General features: G+C 40.7%; 26 protein-coding genes, 2 pseudogenes and 1 other annotated feature. Of the genes and pseudogenes, 24 read left to right on the top strand and 4 right to left on the bottom strand.

Going from position 1 to position 21,715, the window contains the following annotated elements:
• The 10 genes and pseudogenes from HMPREF3057_RS10570 to HMPREF3057_RS07010 all read left to right on the top strand — a co-directional run.
• Positions 1 to 172: pseudogene (locus tag HMPREF3057_RS10570) on the top strand (DUF6572 domain-containing protein); the annotation flags it as partial.
• A gap of 811 nt (positions 173 to 983) precedes the next feature.
• On the top strand, positions 984 to 1,451 hold the full coding sequence (locus HMPREF3057_RS06970; protein WP_049490225.1) for a hypothetical protein: 468 nt from the start codon (positions 984 to 986) through the stop codon (positions 1,449 to 1,451).
• Positions 1,448 to 2,325: pseudogene (locus tag HMPREF3057_RS06975) on the top strand (DUF4299 family protein). Before HMPREF3057_RS06970 ends, HMPREF3057_RS06975 begins: the two are co-directional and overlap by 4 nt.
• 207 nt (positions 2,326 to 2,532) lie before the next feature.
• On the top strand, positions 2,533 to 3,087 hold the full coding sequence (locus tag HMPREF3057_RS06980) for an NAD glycohydrolase inhibitor (RefSeq protein WP_049490224.1): 555 nt from the start codon (positions 2,533 to 2,535) through the stop codon (positions 3,085 to 3,087).
• A gap of 39 nt (positions 3,088 to 3,126) precedes the next feature.
• Positions 3,127 to 3,702 (top strand): DUF6572 domain-containing protein, encoded by a 576-nt coding sequence (locus HMPREF3057_RS06985; protein ID WP_049490223.1) that lies wholly within the window; start codon positions 3,127 to 3,129, stop codon positions 3,700 to 3,702.
• 62 nt (positions 3,703 to 3,764) lie between these two features.
• Positions 3,765 to 4,445: a hypothetical protein gene (locus tag HMPREF3057_RS06990; protein ID WP_049490222.1), complete on the top strand. Its 681-nt coding sequence runs from the start codon at positions 3,765 to 3,767 to the stop codon at positions 4,443 to 4,445.
• Between the two features lie 91 nt (positions 4,446 to 4,536).
• Positions 4,537 to 5,490, top strand: a complete 954-nt coding sequence (locus HMPREF3057_RS06995; protein ID WP_000920280.1) for a hypothetical protein — start codon at positions 4,537 to 4,539, stop codon at positions 5,488 to 5,490.
• 155 nt (positions 5,491 to 5,645) lie between these two features.
• Positions 5,646 to 5,972: a hypothetical protein gene (locus tag HMPREF3057_RS07000; RefSeq protein ID WP_044021737.1), complete on the top strand. Its 327-nt coding sequence runs from the start codon at positions 5,646 to 5,648 to the stop codon at positions 5,970 to 5,972.
• 63 nt (positions 5,973 to 6,035) lie between these two features.
• Positions 6,036 to 6,530 (top strand): Imm6 family immunity protein, encoded by a 495-nt coding sequence (locus tag HMPREF3057_RS07005; RefSeq protein WP_000654326.1) that lies wholly within the window; start codon positions 6,036 to 6,038, stop codon positions 6,528 to 6,530.
• 32 nt (positions 6,531 to 6,562) lie between these two features.
• The gene (locus tag HMPREF3057_RS07010; RefSeq protein WP_049490221.1) at positions 6,563 to 7,039 is read left to right on the top strand and encodes an Imm6 family immunity protein; all 477 of its coding nucleotides are present in this window, start codon (positions 6,563 to 6,565) and stop codon (positions 7,037 to 7,039) included.
• A gap of 100 nt (positions 7,040 to 7,139) precedes the next feature.
• Here the strand turns inward: HMPREF3057_RS07010 and yidA are convergent, their stop codons facing one another.
• Positions 7,140 to 7,946 (bottom strand): sugar-phosphatase, encoded by an 807-nt coding sequence (yidA, locus tag HMPREF3057_RS07015; RefSeq protein ID WP_000023489.1) that lies wholly within the window; start codon positions 7,944 to 7,946, stop codon positions 7,140 to 7,142.
• A 9-nt stretch (positions 7,947 to 7,955) separates the two neighbouring features.
• On the bottom strand, positions 7,956 to 9,263 hold the full coding sequence (locus tag HMPREF3057_RS07020) for an HD domain-containing protein (RefSeq protein ID WP_070697008.1): 1,308 nt from the start codon (positions 9,261 to 9,263) through the stop codon (positions 7,956 to 7,958).
• A gap of 71 nt (positions 9,264 to 9,334) precedes the next feature.
• On the opposite strand from HMPREF3057_RS07020, the gene HMPREF3057_RS07025 reads away from it, so the two are divergent.
• Entirely contained in the window at positions 9,335 to 9,712 is a 378-nt protein-coding gene (locus tag HMPREF3057_RS07025; RefSeq protein WP_083312821.1) for a YwiB family protein, read from the top strand.
• Between the two features lie 24 nt (positions 9,713 to 9,736).
• Here the strand turns inward: HMPREF3057_RS07025 and HMPREF3057_RS07030 are convergent, their stop codons facing one another.
• Both HMPREF3057_RS07030 and HMPREF3057_RS07035 read right to left on the bottom strand, forming a co-directional pair.
• Positions 9,737 to 10,819 carry a DEAD/DEAH box helicase gene (locus HMPREF3057_RS07030; RefSeq protein WP_070697013.1) on the bottom strand — a complete coding sequence of 361 codons (1,083 nt, stop codon included), beginning with the start codon at positions 10,817 to 10,819 and terminating at the stop codon, positions 9,737 to 9,739.
• Complete coding sequence (locus HMPREF3057_RS07035) at positions 10,816 to 11,793, bottom strand: Gfo/Idh/MocA family protein (protein WP_070697015.1); 978 nt, start codon at positions 11,791 to 11,793, stop codon at positions 10,816 to 10,818. The genes HMPREF3057_RS07030 and HMPREF3057_RS07035 overlap by 4 nt, the downstream gene beginning before the upstream one ends.
• A 156-nt stretch (positions 11,794 to 11,949) precedes the next feature.
• Here HMPREF3057_RS07035 and HMPREF3057_RS07040 point away from each other — a divergent pair, with 156 nt between their 5' ends.
• The 13 genes from HMPREF3057_RS07040 (at position 11,950) to yabA (ending at position 21,714) form a co-directional block, all read left to right on the top strand.
• Entirely contained in the window at positions 11,950 to 12,636 is a 687-nt protein-coding gene (locus tag HMPREF3057_RS07040; protein WP_070697402.1) for a YoaK family protein, read from the top strand.
• Positions 12,637 to 12,700: 64 nt separating this feature from the next.
• Positions 12,701 to 12,820: a sequence feature (ribosomal protein L21 leader region), on the top strand.
• Positions 12,821 to 12,853: 33 nt separating this feature from the next.
• Entirely contained in the window at positions 12,854 to 13,168 is a 315-nt protein-coding gene (rplU, locus tag HMPREF3057_RS07045; RefSeq protein WP_000109141.1) for a 50S ribosomal protein L21, read from the top strand.
• Between the two features lie 15 nt (positions 13,169 to 13,183).
• Positions 13,184 to 13,528 carry a ribosomal-processing cysteine protease Prp gene (locus HMPREF3057_RS07050; protein WP_070697017.1) on the top strand — a complete coding sequence of 115 codons (345 nt, stop codon included), beginning with the start codon at positions 13,184 to 13,186 and terminating at the stop codon, positions 13,526 to 13,528.
• A 16-nt stretch (positions 13,529 to 13,544) separates the two neighbouring features.
• Positions 13,545 to 13,838, top strand: coding sequence for a 50S ribosomal protein L27 (rpmA, locus tag HMPREF3057_RS07055; RefSeq protein WP_000916509.1), 294 nt, complete (start codon positions 13,545 to 13,547; stop codon positions 13,836 to 13,838).
• 228 nt (positions 13,839 to 14,066) lie between these two features.
• On the top strand, positions 14,067 to 14,975 hold the full coding sequence (locus HMPREF3057_RS07060) for a LysR family transcriptional regulator (protein WP_001025720.1): 909 nt from the start codon (positions 14,067 to 14,069) through the stop codon (positions 14,973 to 14,975).
• Complete coding sequence (gene lspA / locus HMPREF3057_RS07065) at positions 14,972 to 15,433, top strand: signal peptidase II (RefSeq protein WP_070697020.1); 462 nt, start codon at positions 14,972 to 14,974, stop codon at positions 15,431 to 15,433. Before HMPREF3057_RS07060 ends, lspA begins: the two co-directional genes overlap by 4 nt.
• Complete coding sequence (locus tag HMPREF3057_RS07070) at positions 15,423 to 16,322, top strand: RluA family pseudouridine synthase (protein WP_070697022.1); 900 nt, start codon at positions 15,423 to 15,425, stop codon at positions 16,320 to 16,322. Before lspA ends, HMPREF3057_RS07070 begins: the two co-directional genes overlap by 11 nt.
• A 100-nt stretch (positions 16,323 to 16,422) precedes the next feature.
• Positions 16,423 to 17,532, top strand: a complete 1,110-nt coding sequence (gene proB, locus HMPREF3057_RS07075) for a glutamate 5-kinase (RefSeq protein WP_070697024.1) — start codon at positions 16,423 to 16,425, stop codon at positions 17,530 to 17,532.
• Between the two features lie 9 nt (positions 17,533 to 17,541).
• Positions 17,542 to 18,804 (top strand): glutamate-5-semialdehyde dehydrogenase, encoded by a 1,263-nt coding sequence (locus HMPREF3057_RS07080; RefSeq protein ID WP_070697026.1) that lies wholly within the window; start codon positions 17,542 to 17,544, stop codon positions 18,802 to 18,804.
• Positions 18,805 to 18,807: 3 nt separating this feature from the next.
• Positions 18,808 to 19,605 (top strand): pyrroline-5-carboxylate reductase, encoded by a 798-nt coding sequence (gene proC, locus HMPREF3057_RS07085; RefSeq protein WP_049478047.1) that lies wholly within the window; start codon positions 18,808 to 18,810, stop codon positions 19,603 to 19,605.
• Between the two features lie 120 nt (positions 19,606 to 19,725).
• Positions 19,726 to 20,364, top strand: a complete 639-nt coding sequence (gene tmk / locus HMPREF3057_RS07090) for a dTMP kinase (protein WP_049478048.1) — start codon at positions 19,726 to 19,728, stop codon at positions 20,362 to 20,364.
• On the top strand, positions 20,361 to 21,251 hold the full coding sequence (locus tag HMPREF3057_RS07095) for a DNA polymerase III subunit delta' (RefSeq protein ID WP_049478049.1): 891 nt from the start codon (positions 20,361 to 20,363) through the stop codon (positions 21,249 to 21,251). The genes tmk and HMPREF3057_RS07095 overlap by 4 nt, the downstream gene beginning before the upstream one ends.
• Before the next feature lie 145 nt (positions 21,252 to 21,396).
• Positions 21,397 to 21,714, top strand: a complete 318-nt coding sequence (gene yabA / locus HMPREF3057_RS07100; protein WP_000358229.1) for a DNA replication initiation control protein YabA — start codon at positions 21,397 to 21,399, stop codon at positions 21,712 to 21,714.
• Position 21,715 lies beyond the last annotated feature (1 nt).

Consider the following 21,715-nt stretch of genomic DNA (forward strand, 5'->3'; position numbering starts at 1 on the left):
CTACTTCCTCGAAAGCAAGCAGTATGTAGAACGATACGGTGATAAGTTTGACAAAAAAATCATCCATATCACATTCCAGTATTCTCCATCAGACAACGGTCTAGCCTTCCTCGCAGCTGTTCAGAAAGTATTGCAACCCACAGATATGAGTTTGAAGGTAGAATTGCCTGAGGATGACACTTTACCAGAGAAGAAGAACTTATCAGTAAATGTAAGTCATTCAAATCATGATCAAGAAAAGGTATCTCAAGAGCGATATCTCCAGATTAAAAAAGAATATAAAATTCGCTTAGGATTAGTGATATTTCTATTTACTATATTTGCAATACTAAGCATAGTACTCATTTTTAATCTTTCTAGATTTATCCCACTTGCAGCAACAGCTATGGCAACAGTTGTGCCTTTTAATCATTTTCTGCTAGTTCCGCTATGGGAACAAAAAAAAGAGATAGAAGAGGAACATCCTGAATGGAAGAAACTGAGTACAAGTGGCGTCAAAGTTCCTTCGTCAGAATCGAGTAAAAGAACTTTGGCGTGTATAGGAACAGTTGTAGCCTTATTCTTCTCTTTTGCGATGCTCTACAGACCGGTTAAAGCGAATAAGCCAATACCTAGTATTGAGGAAATCAATAAGATACCAAAATTGGACCGCAAAACACCTAAAACATCAAGCTCTTCTAGTTCTGAAAGAGCTAACTCTTCAGATTCTGGAGCATCGTCTTCTACTGAAGAGAGCACGAAAGCAGAAAGTTCAGGAACGGAATCTTCAAAAGAAGAGACACATAACTATGATTTCCATCTTCCCGGAGTTGATGATGAGGAATTGCGTAGAGTCATTGATAGATCCAAAAAAGATTTTAGAGAGAACCATGCTAAAGAACAGACTACGGAATAGATAGATATAAAAGTAGAATTACTAGCTTAATTGAGGGAGCGAAAACCGCTCTCTTTTTGTGGTATAATGGAATATGTGGAGGGTTAGTATGCGTAAAGAATTTCTAGTTTACCAAAATAAAGTATACTCGAATTTTGTGAATTATATAAATGACTATATCCTACTTTCAAAAGATCCAGCGATGTTGGAAGAAGGATACGTTCCCTATAGTTTCTATGTAGATGATGCCGGAGAAGGCGTATACGGGAAGCTTGTGCCTTATAGTGAGGTTAGTCAGAGGTATTCGGTTTATGATCGTGTCCTATATAAAGGTCAGGAATTTACAATGGCTGGTCACAAGCATGGGGATGATGATTTTACAGCACCTGATTCTTATGTGCGACTCCTGGTTTTTGATAAAGAATTTCTAATTGAAAACAATTTAGCTGATGATGCGGAATTATTGGATGAGAAATATGGCGAGACAATGTATGCATCAGGAAAAATCCCTGTCAGCGAAGTAACGATTCTACGTCGTAGAAAGGATTTGCCAGTAGACCGAAGGAGAAAAATATGAAATCAGTTATTTTTACAATAAAAAACAACCAATCACTAAGAATTGGTGAGGTGCTTCAAGCAGAACTCTTTGAATGTTACAGCGTTTCCGCTAAGGATGCAGGATTAAAGCCATCTGCGGACTCTCTTATTTCGGATTTCCATTCTGTTCAGTTTGGGGTCAAAGAGAAGTCTAGTTTAGGGTTCCGTCTATCTTTTGATGGTCAAGCTTATCAGGTATCTGTTCCAGATTTGGCGACAGCTTCTGACTGGAGACTGGGGCCTTGATGTTCTTGAAAACCTTGCTCATTCTCTTAGACGTAACTGTATGTGAACATGATGGTGTGGCGTATGATAAAGATTCTATTCTAGAATTTCATTTCACAGATATTTTCTTATCAGCTCTTTCAGAATTGACTAAGGAAGTAAAAGTTCATCCCATCGTGGAAATTATGGGAGTGAAACGTCCTATTTACATCAATGAACTCTACCTAGGGCAGATTATCCATGTGCAGGACGAGCAACTCTTAAATAGTTATGACCAGCGTTTGCGCTTTACCCAACAGCTAAATGCTTATTACTCTGAACAGCAAGTTTTTAAAGTAGAGCAAAATGGAGAGGACATCATTATCCCTATCAATTATCTAAATAGTGAAGGACGAACTATTTTGCCGGCTCAACCAGAGCTAGAACCTCAATATTTACAAGAGTATCGAGGAAGTAAGGTTGCAGTTGCACGACTGTTTATCATGACAGCCGATGGGGAAAAACTAGCCGAGGTTCCTTATCGACAGTTCTTAGAGTCGTTGACCGAGGGTATCTATATGTTGGATGCCAAGTATGTTCTCGTAGACCCAATTTCTCCTGAAATGTTGCAGAAGTTATCACAAAACTAACATTCTAAGAAAATGATTCGTCTGTTCAAGATTGAAAAGTTACCATCTGATAGTTTTTTTCAGGTGGTTTTCTCTTTCCTTAAGTTCCCCATTTTTTATTTCTGTATTTATTTTATGCTATAATAAGACAAAGTTTTAATACCATCATTCAGCAATAGACCAAGTAAATACCTAGAAATAAGTAGAATTAACCAATGGAGTAACTAAATGCAGACGTATAAATTGAAAAATAAAGAAAATTATCAAAATTTTGTCAAACATTATCTAAAAGTGATGAGGGAAGGAAAAGAAGCAGAAGCTTTTCTTGGAGAGGACATTAGGTATCGTTTTCAACAACGAAACTCAATGATAACAGAATACACTGATATTCAGGTGCTGCTGGAATATTGTTTATTCCCTCTGTATATAGAAAGTGATAAAGATATAGAGAGAAGGACATTTGAGATATTAAAAGAGTTTTCTTTAAGTATTGATGAAAAGAAAATATGGCAAGTTACGGAATATTTATTGATTCAAGATTTCGTTCTAGCGGAATATAAACCCCTCCCTTTTGAAATTGATACAAGAAAATTAGTTCCTCTTATACTTGATACAATAGAAAAACTTCCTAGCGAGTTAAAAACTAGTGGATATTACAGTCGATTGATTGGAAATATTAAATCAATTCCTTCTTTCAAGTCTTATGAGGGGGAAAAGGTAGAGAAAATCCTTAAGGAATTCAAGGAAAAATACTACAATCCACCAAAGGATATCAATTTGTAGGAAAGTGAATGTGGCTGTGGCGATAATGGAGAAATTTTGATGACAAAACAGGAACTAGCGAATTTCATTAGTAAACATAGAGATAAAATAGGGACATTTTATATTGCGCTTGATGAACGATTTGAAGGTCAATTTACCTTGGGATACTATTACGATGAGAAGTCTAAACAATATAAAGTATATGAGGTTAATGAGCGCCAAGATATCTGGATAAGAGACGAATTTAAAAATGAAAGTGATGCAATAAATCGACTTTATCGTTTGATAAAAACAACATTTTGGATAAAAGAATCTCTTATTCAGTTAGATGTTTCAGAAATTGATGCAATCGGAACGAGTGATACAAACTTGGAACTTTTATTAATAGATGGCAATCTTTGGCTTCCAGATACTGAAGAAGAACATCTTTTGAAACTTCAAGAAAAACTTAACAACTATATCTACTTCCTCGAAATCAAGCAATATGTGGATCGATATGGCGATAGCTTTGACAAAAAAATCATCCGTATCACATTCCAATATTCTCCATCGGATAATGGACTAGCCTTTCTCGCTGCGGTTCAGAAGACATTACAGAATACAGATATGAGCCTGAAGGTAGAATTACCTGAGTGACAAAGAGAGCGGAAACGCTCTTTTTTATGTTATAATAGGCATAGAATGTATAGGAGAAAGAGATGAAGGAAAATAAACGCTTATTTTGGGTTGTTAGTGTGATGTTAATGGTCCTGACTCTTTATACACTGACTGGATGTAGTTTGGGTGGTGAAACCATTCCCAAAAACAGAACAAAGGAACAGTACGAATTTGAAAAAACGTTTGAGCCTATATTTAAATTTTTAGAGCAAGATAAGAAGGATTTTAATGGATTAAAGCTTTACAAAAATAGTATTTATATAGAGAGTGGAAACGTAGTAAAGGATTATAAAGTATTCTTAGATACTAGCCAATCTGACATTAAGGGTGACTATACAATAAAAATTGGGGATAATAAAGAAACAGTTCCTGTTACTTACTCTAATGGGAAGTTAAATTATGGGTCGGAGGTAACTCCTTTATATGATGAAGAAATTCTTAATTTGGTAGTACAAAGAGATTATTTCGCTTCCTTGAATATAAAAGAAACCTTTAAGAGTGCTGAAACTGAATTGAGCGATATTATCTACCAGCCTGAAAATCATTCTGACCTCTATAAATATCTTAAAAATAAGTACGACATGCCAGAAGATACGACCTGTCGAATAATATTAGATTACTCTAGTGGAACAATCTATGGAATTTCAATACTAATGGAATCTAAGGATGAGGCTGTTCAAATAGATTTAACTATATTTAAACAACGGGAGGATAATCAATGAATGAAATTGAAAAAAGGAACCGTCGGGTTGAAAGGTAAAGCACTATAAAAGCTGTTTTATAACTGATTTTTAATGAGCATCAGGAGATATTATGTTAAAATCGAACAAGTGGATATTCCTTGCAATTTCCGTTCCCTTTATTATTATTGGTTTGTCATATTTGTTAATTAGGATACCGATTGGGAACACTGGTAAGTTTATTCATGATCATGCGGATTCTATCAAAAGCGAAATTATTGCAGACATAGACAGTCAAGGGCAATATATAAAGTCAGTGACGCTTTTACCAGGTTCTGCGAGGGGAGGCTTTGATAATGGTGGAGATGTAGGTGGAAATTATCATATTTCCTTTACAGCCTATGCTAATAATAATCGCAAGCAGTCAATGAAAGTAGAATTATACTTTCCTGATGCTGGTATAGGTCCTTTTACATTTATAAAACCCAATCCTTATAAATCTCCTGAAACTATGAGGAGATGGTACTTATCAGTAGTAGAGGTATCAAGTGACCCCTCGTGGGATTGGAAGCGAGAGCAAGATAAATTGACTGAAACTATGAATAAACTTGATCGCAAGAGCAAGGATGCCTCCAGGCAAGTTGAAAAAGAAATTATGATTCGTAATCTTAACAGATGGCTACAAGAACATGAGGAAAATTTCAAACTAGCTATCCAAACAGACCTGTATAGAAACGACCCAGAATTGGAACAGAAATTAGGAAAGATTCAAAGTATCAGTGTAAGTGAATATCAAATGTACATTCCTTCGACAGGTAGCGACATTAGTTTTGATGTTCGATTTGAGAAATATCCTGAAGAAGTAGCTACTATAAACGTTCGCTTGCATTCCCAAGGGGAACAATCAGTTTTTAAGGATCCCTCAGTAGCTGCAACTATTAGTTTTGAAAGAGAACGTTTTGTTATAAAAACTGTGTACGACTCCAAGCTATTTCCAATTTTTAATCAAAGTCGATTTGGTAATAGTAATGGAGAAATATCTTATGAACTCCCAAAAGATTATGAAAATCAATTTTTAATTCCTTAACTTTCAAGCAAGCTATTATGCTTGCTTTATCTTTATGGCTTCAAGCCATAAGAGTAAGAACGACAAATCGATGCATGATAGAGGAGATTCAAGCTTATATCTTTTCCTTGTAGACATGGGATACTGATGTTTTCAAGTATAAAGGAGTAAAAATGATGCTAGCTATTTGTATAGATTCTATAGGTGACAAGTCAGGAACCTATAAGTTGTTAAGAAATTATTCATCCTTGCCTTTCTCTTTAATTCAATCCAGAATAGAAGATCATGACACGGTAATAGAAGTAGACATGTTAGATTTGGATGAATTGAAAAAGGTTAGAGCACTCATCCATGAGTTGAGTGCTATTGGGACTATGGTTACGATGAGAGATTCGACTGGTATTATCACCTTAGAATTTTTAAATAATATTATTTCTACCTTCGAAGAGATTGCGGCTGAAAGAGAAGAATTAGATGCTCTGATGTTTGAGGAGGAAGAGTGATTGTCACCTTTTCCAGTGAATCATACATTCCCAAGATAATTTTTAGTAATAAAAGGAAAATCAATGAAAGATAATAAAAATTTGTTGCTCTTTCTACAGGAGTTGATATACGGTCTTGTAGATTTTATCAGTGAGAAAGAATATAAGGAATTTGTCTTTGACTCCTTAAAACTTTCAAAACAGGAGCTTGATAAAGAGAGTGGGTTTTGTCCAGATGATTTATACAATCGATTGGAAAATATGGATGAGCAGGATATCTTGACATTTCAGATGCTAGATAAGAAAACCAATCCACTAGTATGGAACTGTATCGCTAATTTCTTTGTCTTAGTTTGTCATTATTCTTATATGGCTTCGGGGGAAGTCTACCTGCCACAAACGATAGAAAGTGTCGACGAGGACACACTGGCTGTTCTTGCCTTAAGCTACAAACAAATCCTATCTGAAAACAGTGAACTCATTTCACAAATATCTGGGCCAGAAATAGAAGGATATTTAAAGGATGAGCTCGTTAAAAACTACTTTGGACCACTATTTTTATCTGATGAGAACGAATAGGCTATTCGTTCAAGTATAGATCAGGAGAGGATATGCTTACGAGTTATTTTATGTTGATTTTTGCTGAAGCAATTGCAAACCGTATGGAAACGCAATATACTTCACATATTCGAAACGCCTTGGATGCGTGTTGGAGTTTTTTGGAGAATAGAGATAAAAGGGGAGAGGAACTTTATCACCTTTTAGATGATGGGACAGACTTCAGTGGAATATTTATCTACATGCAATTAGATGAAAATGAAGCGAATAGTCTCTTGTGGGACAACATTAGTTATGCAATAGGTGTGACTGCTAAAGAAGCTTTTGAGTTTGAAAATAAGAAGGAGTTTCCTTCTCCCTTAGAGAACATTGAACCAGAACTGCTCGATGTCTTTATTGGAAATTTAAAAGAAATTAGCATAGGTCTTTATCATCACGTCGAAACAGTAAAACGTTTCATCAATAGAAATCCATACCCATCAAGAGAGTCTGCCCTAAAAGAACTAGATAGACTAGGATTACTTAGATGATTTGAATAGATGATTTGGCGAAAAATCAAAAAGAACACCCCAGAAGTTAGAGTGTCATCTCTACTTTTGGGGTGTCGTTTATTTTCTATATTTAATTATTCTACAGTACCCATGTACGGATAGCATGGGCAACGCCAGATTCGTCATTTGTTTTGGTGATATATTTGGCGATTTTTTTGAGTTCTGGATTTCCATTTTCCATAACAACGGGGTTGCCAACGACTTCCAGCATGGCACGGTCATTTTCTTCGTCGCCGATCGCCATGGTTTCATCTTTGGTCAATCCGAGTTTTTCAGCTAGGTGAGTGATGGCTGAACCCTTGTCTACATTCTTTTTAAGGAGTTCAAGGTAGAAAGGAGCTGATTTGTTAATAGAGTAGCGTTCGTAAAATTCTGCTGGTATCTTTTCAATCGCAGCATCGAGAATTTCTGGTTCATCAATGAACATACATTTGACGATTTCCTTGTCAGCCATTTCTTCGGGAGTACGGTAGAAGATGGGCATGCTGACGAGGGTTGATTCGTGCACCGTGTATTTTCCGATATTGCGATTGGCAGTATAGATACCATCCTTAGTAATAGCGTGCATGTGGACACCGAGCTTGCGACTGAGAAATTCCATATCCAGATAATCCTCATAAGTCAATGATTCGCTGATAATCTCATGTCCTGTAGCGGTTTCTTGGACAAGGGCACCATTGAAAGTCACAACATAGTCACCCTCGTCTCTCAACTGCAAGTCGTCGAGAAGTTTGGCAACACCTGCAATAGGGCGGCCAGTTGCAATGACGACTTTGACACCAGCTTGTTTGGCGTCTTGAATGGCAGAAAATACTTCCGGAGTGATTTCCTTTTTACTGTTAACCAGGGTACCATCGATATCGACGGCGATTAGTTTAATACTCATAAATTTCCTCTATTCGTTCTTATTTGGGGTAAAATGATCGTTCTCAATCAAGTGTAAAAATTGCTGGGTGATACTTGCGAAGATACTATTTTGATCTAACATTTCTTTTGGGAAATAGAAACGATTGTCCCCATGGCGGCTGCCAGCAAGGGATTGGACGATAGGGGACAGGCTAGAGAGTTCTGCCAGTTCTCCATTTTTTTGTAGAATCTCAATCTGAGTCCGTGGATTTTCAGATTCGGGACGATAGATATCATAAGGGAGGTCAAAGTTCTTATGAATGGCTGTATAGTAGTCTGGATCAAAACCGATTTCTTCAACCAGTTGTCTCATGGTTGCGAGTTGGTCTTGGTCTTTTTCTGAAAAAGTAATGGATTTAAAGACCTTGCGGTTGACAAAACGTTGCGACAAGTCGGCTAGTATCTTGTCAGGACTGGTCATCCAGAGTTGGAAGTAGGTATTCATCACGCCGTCATCAAGTGCCAGATAGTCAGATAGAGTAACTTTCTTTTCAAAAAAAGGTAGCAAATGAGGAGAAGTTCGTGCAAAGAAATCCTTATCCTCAGAATAGAGTTCCTTGGCGCGTTTGAGAAGATTTTGTAGGAGAACTTCCATAGCCCGTGTTGCTGGGTGGAAATAAACCTGCATATACATCTGATAGCGACTGAGAACGTAGTCTTCGATGGCATGCATGCCATTGCGCTGAAAAGCGATCCCATTTTCGACAGGGCGAATCACTCGAAGGATTCGAGTCAGGTCAAATTCCCCATAAGATGCTCCTGTAAAATAGGAGTCGCGCAAGAGATAGTCCATGCGGTCTGCATCAATCTGACTGGAAATGAGCTGTACGACCTGCTTGTTAGGATAGGTATGGTCAATGACACTGGCAACTTTTTTTGGAAAGTCAGGCGCTACTTGTAACAAGACTTGGTGAATCTCTGTCTCAGGACTTTGGATGATTTCCTGAGTAATGGCCTCATGATCTGTATCAAAGAGATGTTCAAAAGTATGAGAGTAGGCACCATGCCCAAGGTCGTGTAGGAGAGCAGCAGTCATGGTCAAAAGAGACTCAGCAGGATTCCATTCTTCAGGATACTTTTCTTCAAAAATCTCTGTGATGCGTCGTGCAATCTCATAGACCCCCAAACAGTGGGAAAAGCGACTGTGCTCGCCACCATGGAAGGTATAGCTGGAAGTCCCTAGCTGTTTGATACGACGCAGACGTTGAAATTCTTTTGTATTGATCAAGTCATAGATGACTTGATTATTAACATGGATATAGTTGTGAACTGGATCACGGAATACTTTTTCGTTCATATGACCATTATAGCAAAATCCTGCTCTTTTTGGTAAAATAGTAGGATAAGAGACAAGAAAGAGGATTTGATGTGAAGATTCGGATGCGAAATAGGATTCAGTTTGATGAACAGTTGGAAGTGATTGATCAACTCTATGACGTTGAAGTGCGTGAAAAGGGCGATTATAGCTATCTGCTTTTCTACAATGAGGAAAAGGAAAAAGTGGTTCTCAAGCTTCATGAAGAAGAACTGGTGATGACCCGTTTCTCGAGTCCCAAAACCATCATGCGTTTTCTAAAGGCTAGTGATAGTTTAGCCTATATTCCTACACCTATGGGCATGCAGGAATTTATCATTCAAACGAGTCACTACAAATTGGATGAGCAAAAGATTGAACTCGCCTATCAACTGCAAAACCAAGAGGGACACCCCTTTGCCAGCTATCAATTAGAAATTACTTGGGGATAAGAAAAAGGTTGGCGAATGCCAACCTTATTTGATATAGAGTTCTTGATTTTTTAGGACAATTTCACGAACACTTGCGAATTTCTTGAGTTTTTTCAGTTCTTCAGGATGGGTTACGAGAGTGATAACATAGCCTTCTTTACCCATGCGACCTGTACGGCCAGCACGGTGGGTATAGGTTTCCATATCTCTAGGGACGTCGAAGTTGACAACACATTCCAAGCTATCAATGTCAATACCACGAGCCAGAAGGTCAGTTGCAAGGAGCAGGGTTAGCTGTTTGTCCTTAAACTTTTCTAAGATAACTTTTCTAAACTTAACATTGACATCACTAGCAAGAGAAACAGCCAAGACATCTCGATACTGTAGTTTTTCTTCTGCACTTCCAAGGTCTGACAAACTATTAAAGAAGACCAGACCACGAAAATCCTCTACATGAGCCAGTTTTCGTAGCATATCCACACGGTGACGTTGGTCTACCTGCATGTAGAAGTGTTGGATGTTGTCCAACTTTTGGTCAGAAAGATCAATAGTGCGCGTGTTTGGAGCAATCTTTTCTTGGTCAAACTTGGTCGTCGCACTCATGTAGACGAGTTGGTGGTCACGCGGTGCGTAGTGAGTGATTTTCTCGACAAAGTGAATCTGAGAATCATCGAGCAATTGGTCAAATTCATCTAGGATGATGGTTTCCACATTCATCATCTTGATTTTTTTCAATTTAATCAACTCAAAGATACGGCCAGGAGTTCCAATCAGAATTTCTGGTCCTTTTTTAAGGCGTTCAATCTGGCGTTTCTGACTCGAACCTGATAAGAAGAGCTGAGCAGTCAAGCCGATGGCTTCTGCCCACGTTTTACACACGTCAAAAATCTGTCCAGCAAGTTCTGTATTTGGTGCTAGGATCAAGAGCTGTTGGGCTTTTTTCTTTTGTAGTCTGAGAAGACTTGGCAGGAGGTAAGCTAGGGTCTTACCAGTTCCTGTTGGACTCACTCCCAGGAGGTTTTCTCCAGCAAGTATTGGCTCAAATAGTTGAGTTTGAATGGGGGTAAATTCTTGGAAACCGAGTTGGTCACTTAGTTCTTGCCATTCAGTAGGTAGTTTGGTTTTCATTTTTCTGCCTCAAATCTAATGCCAGCAGTCTGGCGCATAGTATAGAGTAAATCATGAACAGAACCTGCATCATCCAGCCAAGTCTGGTAGATCGTCTGGTCTGGTTGCTGGATCATGTGTGCAAACGCAGCAACTTCCTCAGTCATCGTATGAGGAGCCTGTTGGATAGGGAGTTGAACTTGATTTCCTTGGTGGTCGCTAAAAATAGCTGAGCAGACATGTTCAATCGTGTTGAGGGTCAAGGTTCCATCTGCTGTGTAAATCTCACAAGGAAGATTGGAAGTGATATTTTTCCCAGCCTTGATATGAACTTGAAAGTCAGGGTAGAAGAGGATACCGTCTCCATTTAGGTCAATTCTATTGTCAAGCTGTTGAGCCTGATAGGTCGCGTCCTGAGCTTTTCCAAAGAGGCGAATGGCAGCGTAGAGGGGATAAATCCCCAAGTCCATAAGAGCTCCACCAGCAAAACGGTCTGAAAAGACATTTGGCGTATGCCCAGCCAACAAATCCGGCATCTTGGAAGAATACTTGGCATAGTTGAAATCTGCTCCCAAGATTTGCTTGTCTGCTAAAAAGTTTTTGATAGTGGTAAAAGCTTCCTCGTGGTAGTTTCGTGCCGCTTCAAAGATAAAACAGTGATTTTTCTCAGCTGTCTGTCTCAAATCCAGCCACTCTTGTGGCTGAGTGACAGCTGGCTTTTCAAGAATGACGTGCTTACCAGCAGACAAGGCAGCCTTGGCTTGAACAAAATGCAAGGAGTTTGGACTGGCGATATAGACCACATCAAAGGAAGACTTAAAGAAGTCTTCTAATTGATCAAAGAGTTGGATATTTTCATAGCGAGAAGCAAAGGTTGCGGCAGTTTCTCGTTTTCTAGAATAGACTGCAACCAGCTGGTATTCTCCGCTAGCATGGGCTGCTTCTATGAAATGATGGCTGATAGCCCCTGTTCCGATGATACCTAATTTAAGCATAGATACTCCTTTTCCGACTTTAAATCCTTCCTTCATTATAACATAGAAAAGAAGGACTATCCAACAGATGGTAAAAATTTTCAAATGGGCTACGAATTTCTTGGAGAAAGTGGTACAATATTGAAATGAGTAAATGAAACTGAAATGGGTGAGATAATGAGATTATTACCAATAAGAAAAATATCTCGTCAGTCTAAAAGACTAGCGCTTTTTTTGACCTTTTGTGCAGGATATGTCGATGCCTATACCTTTATCGTTCGAGGGAATACACTTGTAGCAGGTCAAACTGGGAATGTGGTTTTTCTTTCTGTAGGACTCATTCAACAGAATGTCTCGGATGCCAGTGCCAAAGTAATGACTTTGTTTTCCTTTATGATGGGGGTCTTTTTTCTGACATTGTATAAGGAAAAACTACGAATTGTTAAAAAGCCGATTTTGTCCTTGATTCCACTTGCAGTCTTGTCCCTTATTATAGGCTTTGTGCCGCAAACTGTTGATAATATCTATCTCGTGCCGCCCTTGGCCTTCTGTATGGGACTGGTGACAACAGCCTTTGGAGAAGTGTCGGGGATTGCCTATAATAATGCCTTTATGACTGGGAATATTAAACGAACTATGTTAGCTTTTGGGGATTATTTCCGAACCAAGCATACGCCCTTCCTGCGCGAAGCTTTGATTTTCGTTAGCCTACTTACCAGCTTTGTTCTTGGAGTTGTCTTTTCAGCTTACTTGACGATTTTCTATCATGAAAAGACGATTCTAGGTGTTCCGGTGATGATGAGCATCTTTTACCTCAGTATGCTTTTTGCTTCTTGGAGGAAAAAAGGGAAAGAAAAAGCTTAAATTTGATTGATTTCGCTTGTAAGAAAAAAGAAGATATGCTATACTTGAAGAGTTGACTATGCACAGTCCTGTGCAACCGCACGAACATCGTTGCTCGTCGTATACAAAATTTAAACTTTGTTATACTTAGAGCTCATATACTAAGTGGTTCGTCCCACGATGCTAGGCGAGTCTTCACAAAATACGGGGAAACCCAAAAAATCATAGGAGGTGCATAATGAGCACATACGCAATTATCAAAACTGGCGGAAAACAAGTTAAAGTTGAAGTTGGTCAAGCAGTTTACGTTGAAAAATTGAACGTTGAAGCTGGTCAAGAAGTTACTTTTAACGAAGTTGTTCTTGTTGGTGGTGAAAACACTGTTGTCGGAACTCCACTTGTTGCTGGAGCTACTGTAGTTGGAACTGTTGAAAAACAAGGAAAACAAAAGAAAGTTGTTACTTACAAGTACAAACCTAAAAAAGGTAGCCACCGTAAACAAGGTCACCGTCAACCATATACAAAAGTTGTCATCAACGCAATCAACGCTTAATTTTAAGGAGAACACATGATACAGGCAGTCTTTGAGAGAGCCGAAGATGGCGAGCTGAGGAGTGCGGAAATTACTGGACACGCCGAGAGTGGCGAATACGGCTTAGATGTCGTGTGTGCATCGGTTTCTACGCTTGCCATTAACTTTATCAATTCTATTGAGAAATTTGCAGGCTATGAACCAATCCTAGAATTAAACAAAGATGAAGGTGGCTATCTGATGGTGGAAATACCAAAAGATCTTCCTTCTCACCAGAGAGAAATGACGCAGTTATTCTTCGAATCATTTTTCTTGGGTATGGCAAACTTATCGGAGGACTCATCTGAGTTCGTCCAAACCAGAGTTATCACAGAAAACTAACACGGAGGAAAACATAATGTTAAAAATGACTCTTAACAACTTGCAACTTTTCGCCCACAAAAAGGGTGGAGGTTCTACATCAAACGGACGTGATTCACAAGCGAAACGTCTTGGAGCTAAAGCAGCTGACGGACAAACTGTAACAGGTGGATCAATCCTTTACCGTCAACGTGGTACACACATCTATCCAGGTGTAAACGTTGGTCGTGGTGGAGACGATACTTTGTTCGCTAAAGTTGAAGGCGTAGTACGCTTTGAACGTAAAGGTCGCGATAAGAAACAAGTTTCTGTTTACCCAATCGCTAAATAAAAAGGTCCAGTGAACCTTTTTATCCCGAGCCTTGAAACGAAAAGGCGAGGAAGCTACAAGTAGCATCTAATAAGGCTTTCCGAGTTTTCGGAGAGCCTGTTTTTTGTTTTGGTACCCATTTCTTTTTAAGTATTGTGTAGTTGGATTTTATCATGGATATTCTTTTCCCTTTGTGGAAAACTTCTGAATTATGGTATAATAAACAGATAGAGAAGTTGGGGGTAGAAGATGAATATTCAACAATTACGCTATGTTGTGGCTATTGCCAACAGTGGTACTTTCCGTGAAGCTGCTGAAAAGATGTATGTCAGTCAGCCCAGTCTGTCTATTTCTGTGCGCGATTTGGAAAAAGAGCTGGGGTTTAAAATTTTCCGTCGGACGAGTTCGGGAACATTTTTGACACGTCGCGGTATGGAATTTTATGAGAAAGCGCAAGAATTGGTCAAAGGCTTCGATGTTTTTCAAAATCAGTATGCCAATCCTGAAGAAGAAAAAGATGAATTCTCTATTGCTAGCCAGCACTATGACTTCTTGCCACCAACGATTACGGCCTTTTCAGAACGTTATCCTGATTATAAGAACTTTCGTATTTTTGAGTCTACTACAGTTCAAATCTTAGATGAAGTAGCTCAGGGGCACAGTGAGATTGGGATTATCTACCTCAACAATCAAAATCAAAAGGGAATTCTACAACGAGTTGAAAAGTTAGGTCTCGAAGTCATTGATCTGATTCCTTTTCATACCCACATCTATCTGCGTGAAGGGCATCCTTTGGCGGAAAAAGAAGAACTGGTCATGGAGGATTTAGCTGACTTACCAACAGTTCGTTTCACTCAAGAAAAGGACGAGTACCTTTACTATTCAGAGAACTTTGTCGATACCAGCGCGAGCTCGCAGATGTTTAATGTGACGGACCGTGCTACTTTGAATGGTATTTTGGAACGGACAGATGCCTATGCGACTGGATCTGGATTTTTAGATAGTGACAGTGTTAATGGAATCACAGTCATTCGTCTCAAGGATAATCTAGATAATCGCATGGTCTATGTCAAACGGGAAGAAGTGGAGCTTAGTCAAGCTGGGACACTCTTCGTTGAGGTTATGCAAGAATATTTTGATCAGAAGAGGAAATCATGAAAAAAAGAGGAATAGTGGCAGTCATTGTACTGCTTTTGATAGCACTGGACCAGTGGGTCAAAGCCTATGTCGTCCAACAGATACCTTTGGGAGAGGTTCGGTCTTGGATACCCAATCTCGTTAGCTTGACCTATCTGCAAAATAGAGGAGCAGCCTTCTCCATGCTGCAAGACCAGCAGTGGTTTTTTGCCATCATAACCTTGCTTGTCATGGTAGGAGCCATTTGGTATCTACATAAACACATGGAGGATTCTACCTGGTTGGTTTTTGGACTGACTTTGATAATCGCGGGAGGTCTGGGTAACTTTATCGACAGAATGAGTCAAGGTTTTGTGGTGGATATGTTTCACCTAGACTTTATCAACTTTGCGATTTTCAACGTGGCTGATAGCTATTTGACGGTTGGTGTGATCGTTTTATTGATTGCAATGCTGAAAGAGGAAGTAAATGGAAATTAAAATTGAAAGAGGCGGACTCCGCTTAGACAAGGCTCTGTCAGATTTGACAGAATTGTCACGCAGTCTCGCTAATGAACAAATCAAAGCTGGACAGGTTTTGGTTAATGGTCAAGTCAAGAAAGCAAAATATACGGTCCAAGAGGGAGATGTCGTAACTTACCATGTGCCAGAACCAGAGATTTTAGAGTATGTGGCTGAGGACCTTCCTCTGGAAATTATCTACCAAGATGAAGACATTGCCGTTGTTAATAAGCCTCAAGGGATGGTGGTTCATCCCAGCGCAGGTCATACCAGTGGAACCTTGGTCAATGCCCTCATGTACCATATCAAGGACCTGTCAGGTATCAATGGGGTTCTCCGTCCAGGAGTCGTTCACCGCATTGACAAGGACACGTCTGGTCTCCTCATGATTGCTAAAAATGATGAGGCCCATTTAGCACTTGCGCAAGAGCTAAAAGATAAGAAGTCTCTCCGCAAATACTGGGCGATTGTTCACGGCAATCTGCCAAATGATCGTGGTGTGATTGAAGCACCGATTGGTCGGAGCGAAAAAGACCGTAAAAAGCAGGCTGTGACTGCCAAAGGGAAGCCGGCAGTAACGCGTTTTCAAGTCTTGGAACGCTTTGGGGATTATAGTTTGTTAGAGTTGCAACTGGAAACAGGACGTACCCACCAAATCCGTGTCCATATGGCTTATATCGGTCATCCAGTCGCTGGTGACGAGGTCTATGGTCCCCGCAAAACCTTGAAAGGACATGGACAATTTCTCCATGCTAAAACCCTAGGATTTACCCATCCGAGAACAGGTGAAACCTTGGAATTCACAGCAGATATTCCAGAGATTTTTAAAGAAACGCTGGAAAGATTGCGTAAAACTGAGAATAGATAAAAGAGTTGAGATAGCTGTCTCAACCTTTTTCATTTCAAGTCTTTTCTATTTTAAAGTATTCATGTTATAATGGATAAATATGAAGAATCGGAGTGAGAATATGAAGTACAAACGAATCGTCTTTAAGGTAGGGACTTCCTCCTTGACAAATGAAGACGGGAGTTTATCAAGAAGTAAAGTAAAGGCAATTACCCAGCAATTGGCTATGCTGCATGAGGCTGGACATGAGTTGATTTTAGTGTCATCTGGGGCAGTTGCCGCTGGATTTGGAGCTTTGGGTTTTAAAAAACGTCCGACTAAGATTGCAGATAAACAAGCTTCGGCTGCAGTTGGACAAGGTTTGCTCCTAGAAGAATACACAACCAACCTCCTCATGCGCCAAATAGTCTCTGCGCAAATCTTGCTGACACAGGATGATTTTGTAGATAAACGTCGTTATAAGAACGCCCATCAGGCCTTGTCTGTATTGCTTCATCGTGGTGCCATTCCTATCATCAATGAGAACGACAGTGTCGTTATTGATGAGCTCAAGGTTGGGGACAATGATACTCTGAGTGCTCAGGTAGCGGCTATGGTTCAAGCAGACCTATTGGTTCTCTTGACGGATGTAGACGGTCTCTATACTGGAAATCCCAACTCAGATCCAAGAGCTAAACGTCTTGAGAAAATCGAGACCATCAATCGTGAGATTATTGATATGGCTGGTGGAGCAGGTTCGTCTAATGGTACAGGGGGTATGCTGACCAAAATCAAGGCTGCTACGATTGCTACGGAGTCAGGTGTGCCAGTCTATATTTGCTCCTCCTTGAAATCAGATGCCTTGATTGAGGCAGCGGAGGAGACCAAGGATGGTTCCTTCTTTGTTGCGCAAGAGAAGGGACTTCGTACCCAGAAACAATGGCTGGCCTTCTATGCTCAAAGTCAGGGAACGATTTGGGTAGATGGTGGAGCTGCAGAGGCACTTTCAAAAAACGGGAAAAGTCTCCTTTTATCGGGTGTGGTAGAAGTGGAAGGAAACTTCTCTTACAACGATATTGTAACAGTAGCAGATAAAGAAACAGGTCAATCTCTTGGAAAGGGACGTGTCCAATTTGGCGTCTCAGCCCTAGAAGATATGCTCCGTTCTCAAAAAGCTAAGGGAGTCTTGATTCACCGTGATGACTGGATTTCCATCACTCCTGAAATCCAGCTGCTCTTTACAGAATTTTAGAGGTGAACGATGGTAAGTACACAAGAACAATTTGAACAAGTACAGGCTGTTAAGAAATCAATCAATACTGCTAGTGAAGCAGTGAAAAACCAAGCCTTGCTAGCCATGGCTGATCAGTTATTGGCAGCTACTGAGGAGATTTTAGAGGCCAATGCCCTCGATATGGCAGCGGCCAAGGGGAAAATCTCAGATGTTATGCTAGACCGTCTTTATTTGGATGAGGGACGTATAGAAGCGATGGCAAGAGGGATTCGTGAAGTGGTTGCTTTACCAGATCCAATCGGTGAGGTCTTAGAGACAAGTCAGCTTGAAAATGGTTTGGTCATTACGAAAAAACGAGTGGCTATGGGGGTTATCGGTATTATCTATGAAAGTCGTCCAAATGTGACGTCGGATGCGGCTGCTTTGGCTCTCAAGAGTGGCAATGCAGTCGTTCTTCGTAGTGGCAAGGATGCCTATCAAACTGCTCATGCTATTGTCAAAGCCTTGAAGAAGGGCTTGGAGACGACGATCATCCATCCAGAGGTGATTCAACTGGTGGAAGATACTAGCCGTGAAAGTAGCTATGCTATGATGAAGGCCAAGGGTTATCTAGACCTTCTTATTCCTCGTGGAGGCGCTGGCTTGATCAATGCTGTTGTTGAAAATGCCATTGTGCCTGTTATCGAGACAGGAACTGGGATTGTCCATGTCTATGTGGATAAGGATGCAGATGAAGACAAGGCTCTGTCTATCATCAACAATGCTAAAACCAGTCGTCCTTCTGTCTGCAATGCCATGGAGGTCTTGCTAGTTCATGAAGACAAGGCAGCAAGTTTCCTTCCTCGCTTGGAACAAGTTCTGGTTGCAGAGCGTAAGGAAGCTGGACTGGAACCAATTCAATTCCGCTTGGATAGCCAAGCAAGTCAGTTTGTTTCAGGTCGAGCAGCTGAGGCACAAGACTTTGACACTGAGTTTTTAGATTATATCCTAGCGATTAAGGTTGTGAGCAGTTTAGAAGAAGCAGTTGAGCATATTGAAGCTCACAGTACCCATCATTCGGATGCCATTGTGACGGAAAATGCTGAGGCTGCAGCCTACTTTACAGATCAAGTGGACTCAGCAGCGGTTTATGTCAATGCCTCAACGCGTTTCACTGATGGTGGGCAATTTGGTCTTGGATGTGAGATGGGAATTTCTACTCAGAAACTGCATGCGCGTGGGCCTATGGGCTTGAAAGAGTTGACCAGCTACAAGTATGTGGTTACTGGGGACGGACAGATAAGGGAGTAAGAGATGAAGATTGGATTTATCGGTTTGGGGAATATGGGAGCTAGTTTGGCCAAGGCTGTTGTGCAGGCCAAGACGGGTGCTCAGATTCTCCTTGCCAATCGTAGTCAAGCAAAAGTAGATGCTTTCATTGCCAACTTTGGTGGTCAGGCTTCCAGCAATGACGAAATCTTCGCAGAAGCAGATGTGATTTTTCTAGGAGTTAAGCCTGCTCAGTTCTCAGACTTGCTTTCTCAATACCAGACCATCCTTGAAAATAGAGAAAGTCTTCTTTTGATTTCCATGGCAGCTGGATTGACTTTGGAAAAACTAGCCAAATTTTTACCGAGTCACCACCGAATCATTCGCATCATGCCCAATACACCAGTGGCTATCGGCCAAGGAGTGATTAGTTATGCCATGTCAGCAAACTGTTGTGCTGAGGACAGGGAACTCTTTTGTCAGCTTTTAGCCAAGGCTGGTCTTTTGGTTGAGCTGGGAGATGGCTTAATCGATGCTGCGACAGGTCTTGCAGGTTGTGGACCAGCCTTTGTCTACCTCTTTATCGAGGCTTTGGCAGATGCAGGTGTTCAGACAGGATTGCCCCGAGAAAGGGCCTTGAAAATGGCAGCCCAAACAGTAGTCGGCGCTGGACAAATGGTCCTCGAAAGCCAGCAACATCCTGGAGTTTTGAAAGACCAAGTTTGCAGTCCAGGTGGTTCGACTATCGCTGGTGTAGCAAGTCTGGAAGAACATGCCTTTAGAGGCACCGTCATGGACGCAGTTCATCAAGCCTACAAACGAACACAAGAATTAGGTAAATAAGAGGTTGGATGACTCCCAGCCTCTTTTATGGTCGATTGAATGGAGAAGACACAAAAAGATTGTCACAAAAACCTATTTTTTTGATAGAATAGAAGGTAGAAAAAAAGAAATGAGTTAGACATGTCAAAAGGATTTTTAGTCTCTCTTGAGGGACCAGAGGGAGCAGGAAAGACCAGTGTTTTAGAGACTCTGCTCCCAATTTTAAAGGAAAAAGGAGTAGAAGTGCTGACGACCCGTGAGCCAGGTGGAGTCTTGATTGGTGAGAAGATTCGTCAAGTGATTTTGGACCCAAGTCATACTCAGATGGATCCTAAAACAGAGCTTCTTCTTTATATCGCTAGTCGCAGACAGCACTTGGTGGAAAAAGTTCTCCCAGCCCTTGAAGCTGGCAAGTTGGTCATTATGGACCGCTTCATCGATAGTTCCGTTGCTTATCAAGGATTTGGTCGTGGCTTGGATATTGATGCCATTGCTTGGCTCAATCACTTTGCAACAGATGGCCTCAAACCCGACTTGACACTCTATTTTGACATTGAGGTGGAAGAAGGGCTAGCTCGCATTGCTGCCAATAGTGATCGCGAGGTCAATCGTTTGGACTTGGAAGGCTTGGACTTGCACAAGAAAGTTCGTCAAGGTTACCTTTCTCTTCTGGACAAAGAAGGAAATCGCATTGTCAAGATTGATGCGAGTCTTCCTTTGGAGCAAGTTGTGGAAACGACCAAGGCTGTCTTATTTGACAGAATGGGCTTGGATAAATGAAACAAGATCAACTAAAGGCTTGGCAGCCAGACCAGTTTGACCGTTTTGTCCGTATCCTAGAACAAGACCAGCTCAATCACGCCTATCTCTTTTCAGGTTTCTTTGGAAGCTTGGAAATGGCGCAGTTTTTGGCTAAGAGCCTCTTTTGTACGGATAAAGTAGGCGTTCTACCATGTGAGAAATGCCGAAACTGCAAGCTGATTGAGCAGGAAGAATTCCCCGATGTTACCTTGATTAAGCCAGTCAATCAGGTCATCAAGACAGAACGGATTCGGGAATTGGTGGGCCAGTTTTCTCAAGCAGGGATTGAAAGTCAGCAACAGGTTTTTATTATCGAACATGCGGAGAAAATGCACCCCAACGCAGCCAATTCTCTGCTCAAGGTCATCGAAGAACCCCAGAGTGAAGTTTACATATTCTTCTTGACCAGCGATGAGGAAAAGATGTTGCCAACTATCCGGAGTCGGACCCAGATTTTCCACTTTAAAAAGCAAGAAGAGAAGCTCATCTTGCTCCTAGAACAAATGGGGCTTGTCAAGAAAAAAGCAACTCTTTTAGCCCAGTTTTGTCAATCGCGTGCTGAAGCTGAAAAACTGGCAAACCAGGCAAGTTTTTGGACCTTGGTGGATGAGAGCGAACGCCTGCTGACTTGGTTATTAGCTAAGAAAAAAGAAAGTTATCTCCAAGTTGCTAAATTAGCCAGCTTGGCAGATGACAAGGAAAAACAAGATCAGGTTTTGCGAATTCTCGAAGTTCTCTGTGGACAGGATCTCCTGCAAGCAAGAGTAAGAGTGATTCTACAAGATTTGCTAGAAGCTAGAAAAATGTGGCAGGCTAATGTCAGCTTTCAAAATGCCATGGAATACCTGGTCTTGAAAGAAATATAAACTCATACTCTTCGAAAATCAAATTCAAACCACGTCAGCGTCGCCTTACCGTACTCAAGTACAGCCTGCGGCTAGTTTCCTAGTTTGCTCTTTGATTTTCATTGAGTATTAAAAATGAACGATATAGAAAGGAAAGGGCTGGTTTATGGACAAAAAAGAATTATTTGACGCGCTGGATGATTTTTCCCAACAATTACTGGTGACCTTGGCCGATGTAGAAGCCATCAAGAAAAATCTCAAGAGCCTGGTAGAGGAAAATACAGCTCTTCGCTTGGAAAATAGTAAGTTGCGCGAACGCTTAGGCGAGGTGGAAGCAGATACACCCGTTAAGGCCAAGCATGTTCGTGAAAGCGTCCGCCGAATCTATAAAGACGGGTTTCACGTATGTAATGATTTTTATGGACAACGCCGAGAGCAGGACGAGGAATGTATGTTCTGTGATGAGTTGTTATATAGGGAGTAAG

The organism is Streptococcus sp. HMSC072D05, from assembly GCF_001815805.1.
In the GTDB taxonomy this organism is placed as follows: Bacteria; Bacillota; Bacilli; order Lactobacillales; family Streptococcaceae; genus Streptococcus.

What these genes read in the sequence shown, in the direction of transcription:
- HMPREF3057_RS06970 (WP_049490225.1), top strand. Translation starts at nt 984, where the DNA reads ATGCGTAAAGAATTTCTAGTTTACCAAAATAAAGTATACTCGAATTTT.
- HMPREF3057_RS06980 (WP_049490224.1), top strand. Translation starts at nt 2,533, where the DNA reads ATGCAGACGTATAAATTGAAAAATAAAGAAAATTATCAAAATTTTGTC.
- HMPREF3057_RS06985 (WP_049490223.1), top strand. Translation starts at nt 3,127, where the DNA reads ATGACAAAACAGGAACTAGCGAATTTCATTAGTAAACATAGAGATAAA.
- HMPREF3057_RS06990 (WP_049490222.1), top strand. Translation starts at nt 3,765, where the DNA reads ATGAAGGAAAATAAACGCTTATTTTGGGTTGTTAGTGTGATGTTAATG.
- HMPREF3057_RS06995 (WP_000920280.1), top strand. Translation starts at nt 4,537, where the DNA reads ATGTTAAAATCGAACAAGTGGATATTCCTTGCAATTTCCGTTCCCTTT.
- HMPREF3057_RS07000 (WP_044021737.1), top strand. Translation starts at nt 5,646, where the DNA reads ATGCTAGCTATTTGTATAGATTCTATAGGTGACAAGTCAGGAACCTAT.
- HMPREF3057_RS07005 (WP_000654326.1), top strand. Translation starts at nt 6,036, where the DNA reads ATGAAAGATAATAAAAATTTGTTGCTCTTTCTACAGGAGTTGATATAC.
- HMPREF3057_RS07010 (WP_049490221.1), top strand. Translation starts at nt 6,563, where the DNA reads ATGCTTACGAGTTATTTTATGTTGATTTTTGCTGAAGCAATTGCAAAC.
- yidA (WP_000023489.1), bottom strand. Translation starts at nt 7,946, where the DNA reads ATGAGTATTAAACTAATCGCCGTCGATATCGATGGTACCCTGGTTAAC.
- HMPREF3057_RS07020 (WP_070697008.1), bottom strand. Translation starts at nt 9,263, where the DNA reads ATGAACGAAAAAGTATTCCGTGATCCAGTTCACAACTATATCCATGTT.
- HMPREF3057_RS07030 (WP_070697013.1), bottom strand. Translation starts at nt 10,819, where the DNA reads ATGAAAACCAAACTACCTACTGAATGGCAAGAACTAAGTGACCAACTC.
- HMPREF3057_RS07035 (WP_070697015.1), bottom strand. Translation starts at nt 11,793, where the DNA reads ATGCTTAAATTAGGTATCATCGGAACAGGGGCTATCAGCCATCATTTC.
- HMPREF3057_RS07040 (WP_070697402.1), top strand. Translation starts at nt 11,950, where the DNA reads ATGAGATTATTACCAATAAGAAAAATATCTCGTCAGTCTAAAAGACTA.
- rplU (WP_000109141.1), top strand. Translation starts at nt 12,854, where the DNA reads ATGAGCACATACGCAATTATCAAAACTGGCGGAAAACAAGTTAAAGTT.
- HMPREF3057_RS07050 (WP_070697017.1), top strand. Translation starts at nt 13,184, where the DNA reads ATGATACAGGCAGTCTTTGAGAGAGCCGAAGATGGCGAGCTGAGGAGT.
- rpmA (WP_000916509.1), top strand. Translation starts at nt 13,545, where the DNA reads ATGTTAAAAATGACTCTTAACAACTTGCAACTTTTCGCCCACAAAAAG.
- HMPREF3057_RS07060 (WP_001025720.1), top strand. Translation starts at nt 14,067, where the DNA reads ATGAATATTCAACAATTACGCTATGTTGTGGCTATTGCCAACAGTGGT.
- lspA (WP_070697020.1), top strand. Translation starts at nt 14,972, where the DNA reads ATGAAAAAAAGAGGAATAGTGGCAGTCATTGTACTGCTTTTGATAGCA.
- HMPREF3057_RS07070 (WP_070697022.1), top strand. Translation starts at nt 15,423, where the DNA reads ATGGAAATTAAAATTGAAAGAGGCGGACTCCGCTTAGACAAGGCTCTG.
- proB (WP_070697024.1), top strand. Translation starts at nt 16,423, where the DNA reads ATGAAGTACAAACGAATCGTCTTTAAGGTAGGGACTTCCTCCTTGACA.
- HMPREF3057_RS07080 (WP_070697026.1), top strand. Translation starts at nt 17,542, where the DNA reads ATGGTAAGTACACAAGAACAATTTGAACAAGTACAGGCTGTTAAGAAA.
- proC (WP_049478047.1), top strand. Translation starts at nt 18,808, where the DNA reads ATGAAGATTGGATTTATCGGTTTGGGGAATATGGGAGCTAGTTTGGCC.
- tmk (WP_049478048.1), top strand. Translation starts at nt 19,726, where the DNA reads ATGTCAAAAGGATTTTTAGTCTCTCTTGAGGGACCAGAGGGAGCAGGA.
- HMPREF3057_RS07095 (WP_049478049.1), top strand. Translation starts at nt 20,361, where the DNA reads ATGAAACAAGATCAACTAAAGGCTTGGCAGCCAGACCAGTTTGACCGT.
- yabA (WP_000358229.1), top strand. Translation starts at nt 21,397, where the DNA reads ATGGACAAAAAAGAATTATTTGACGCGCTGGATGATTTTTCCCAACAA.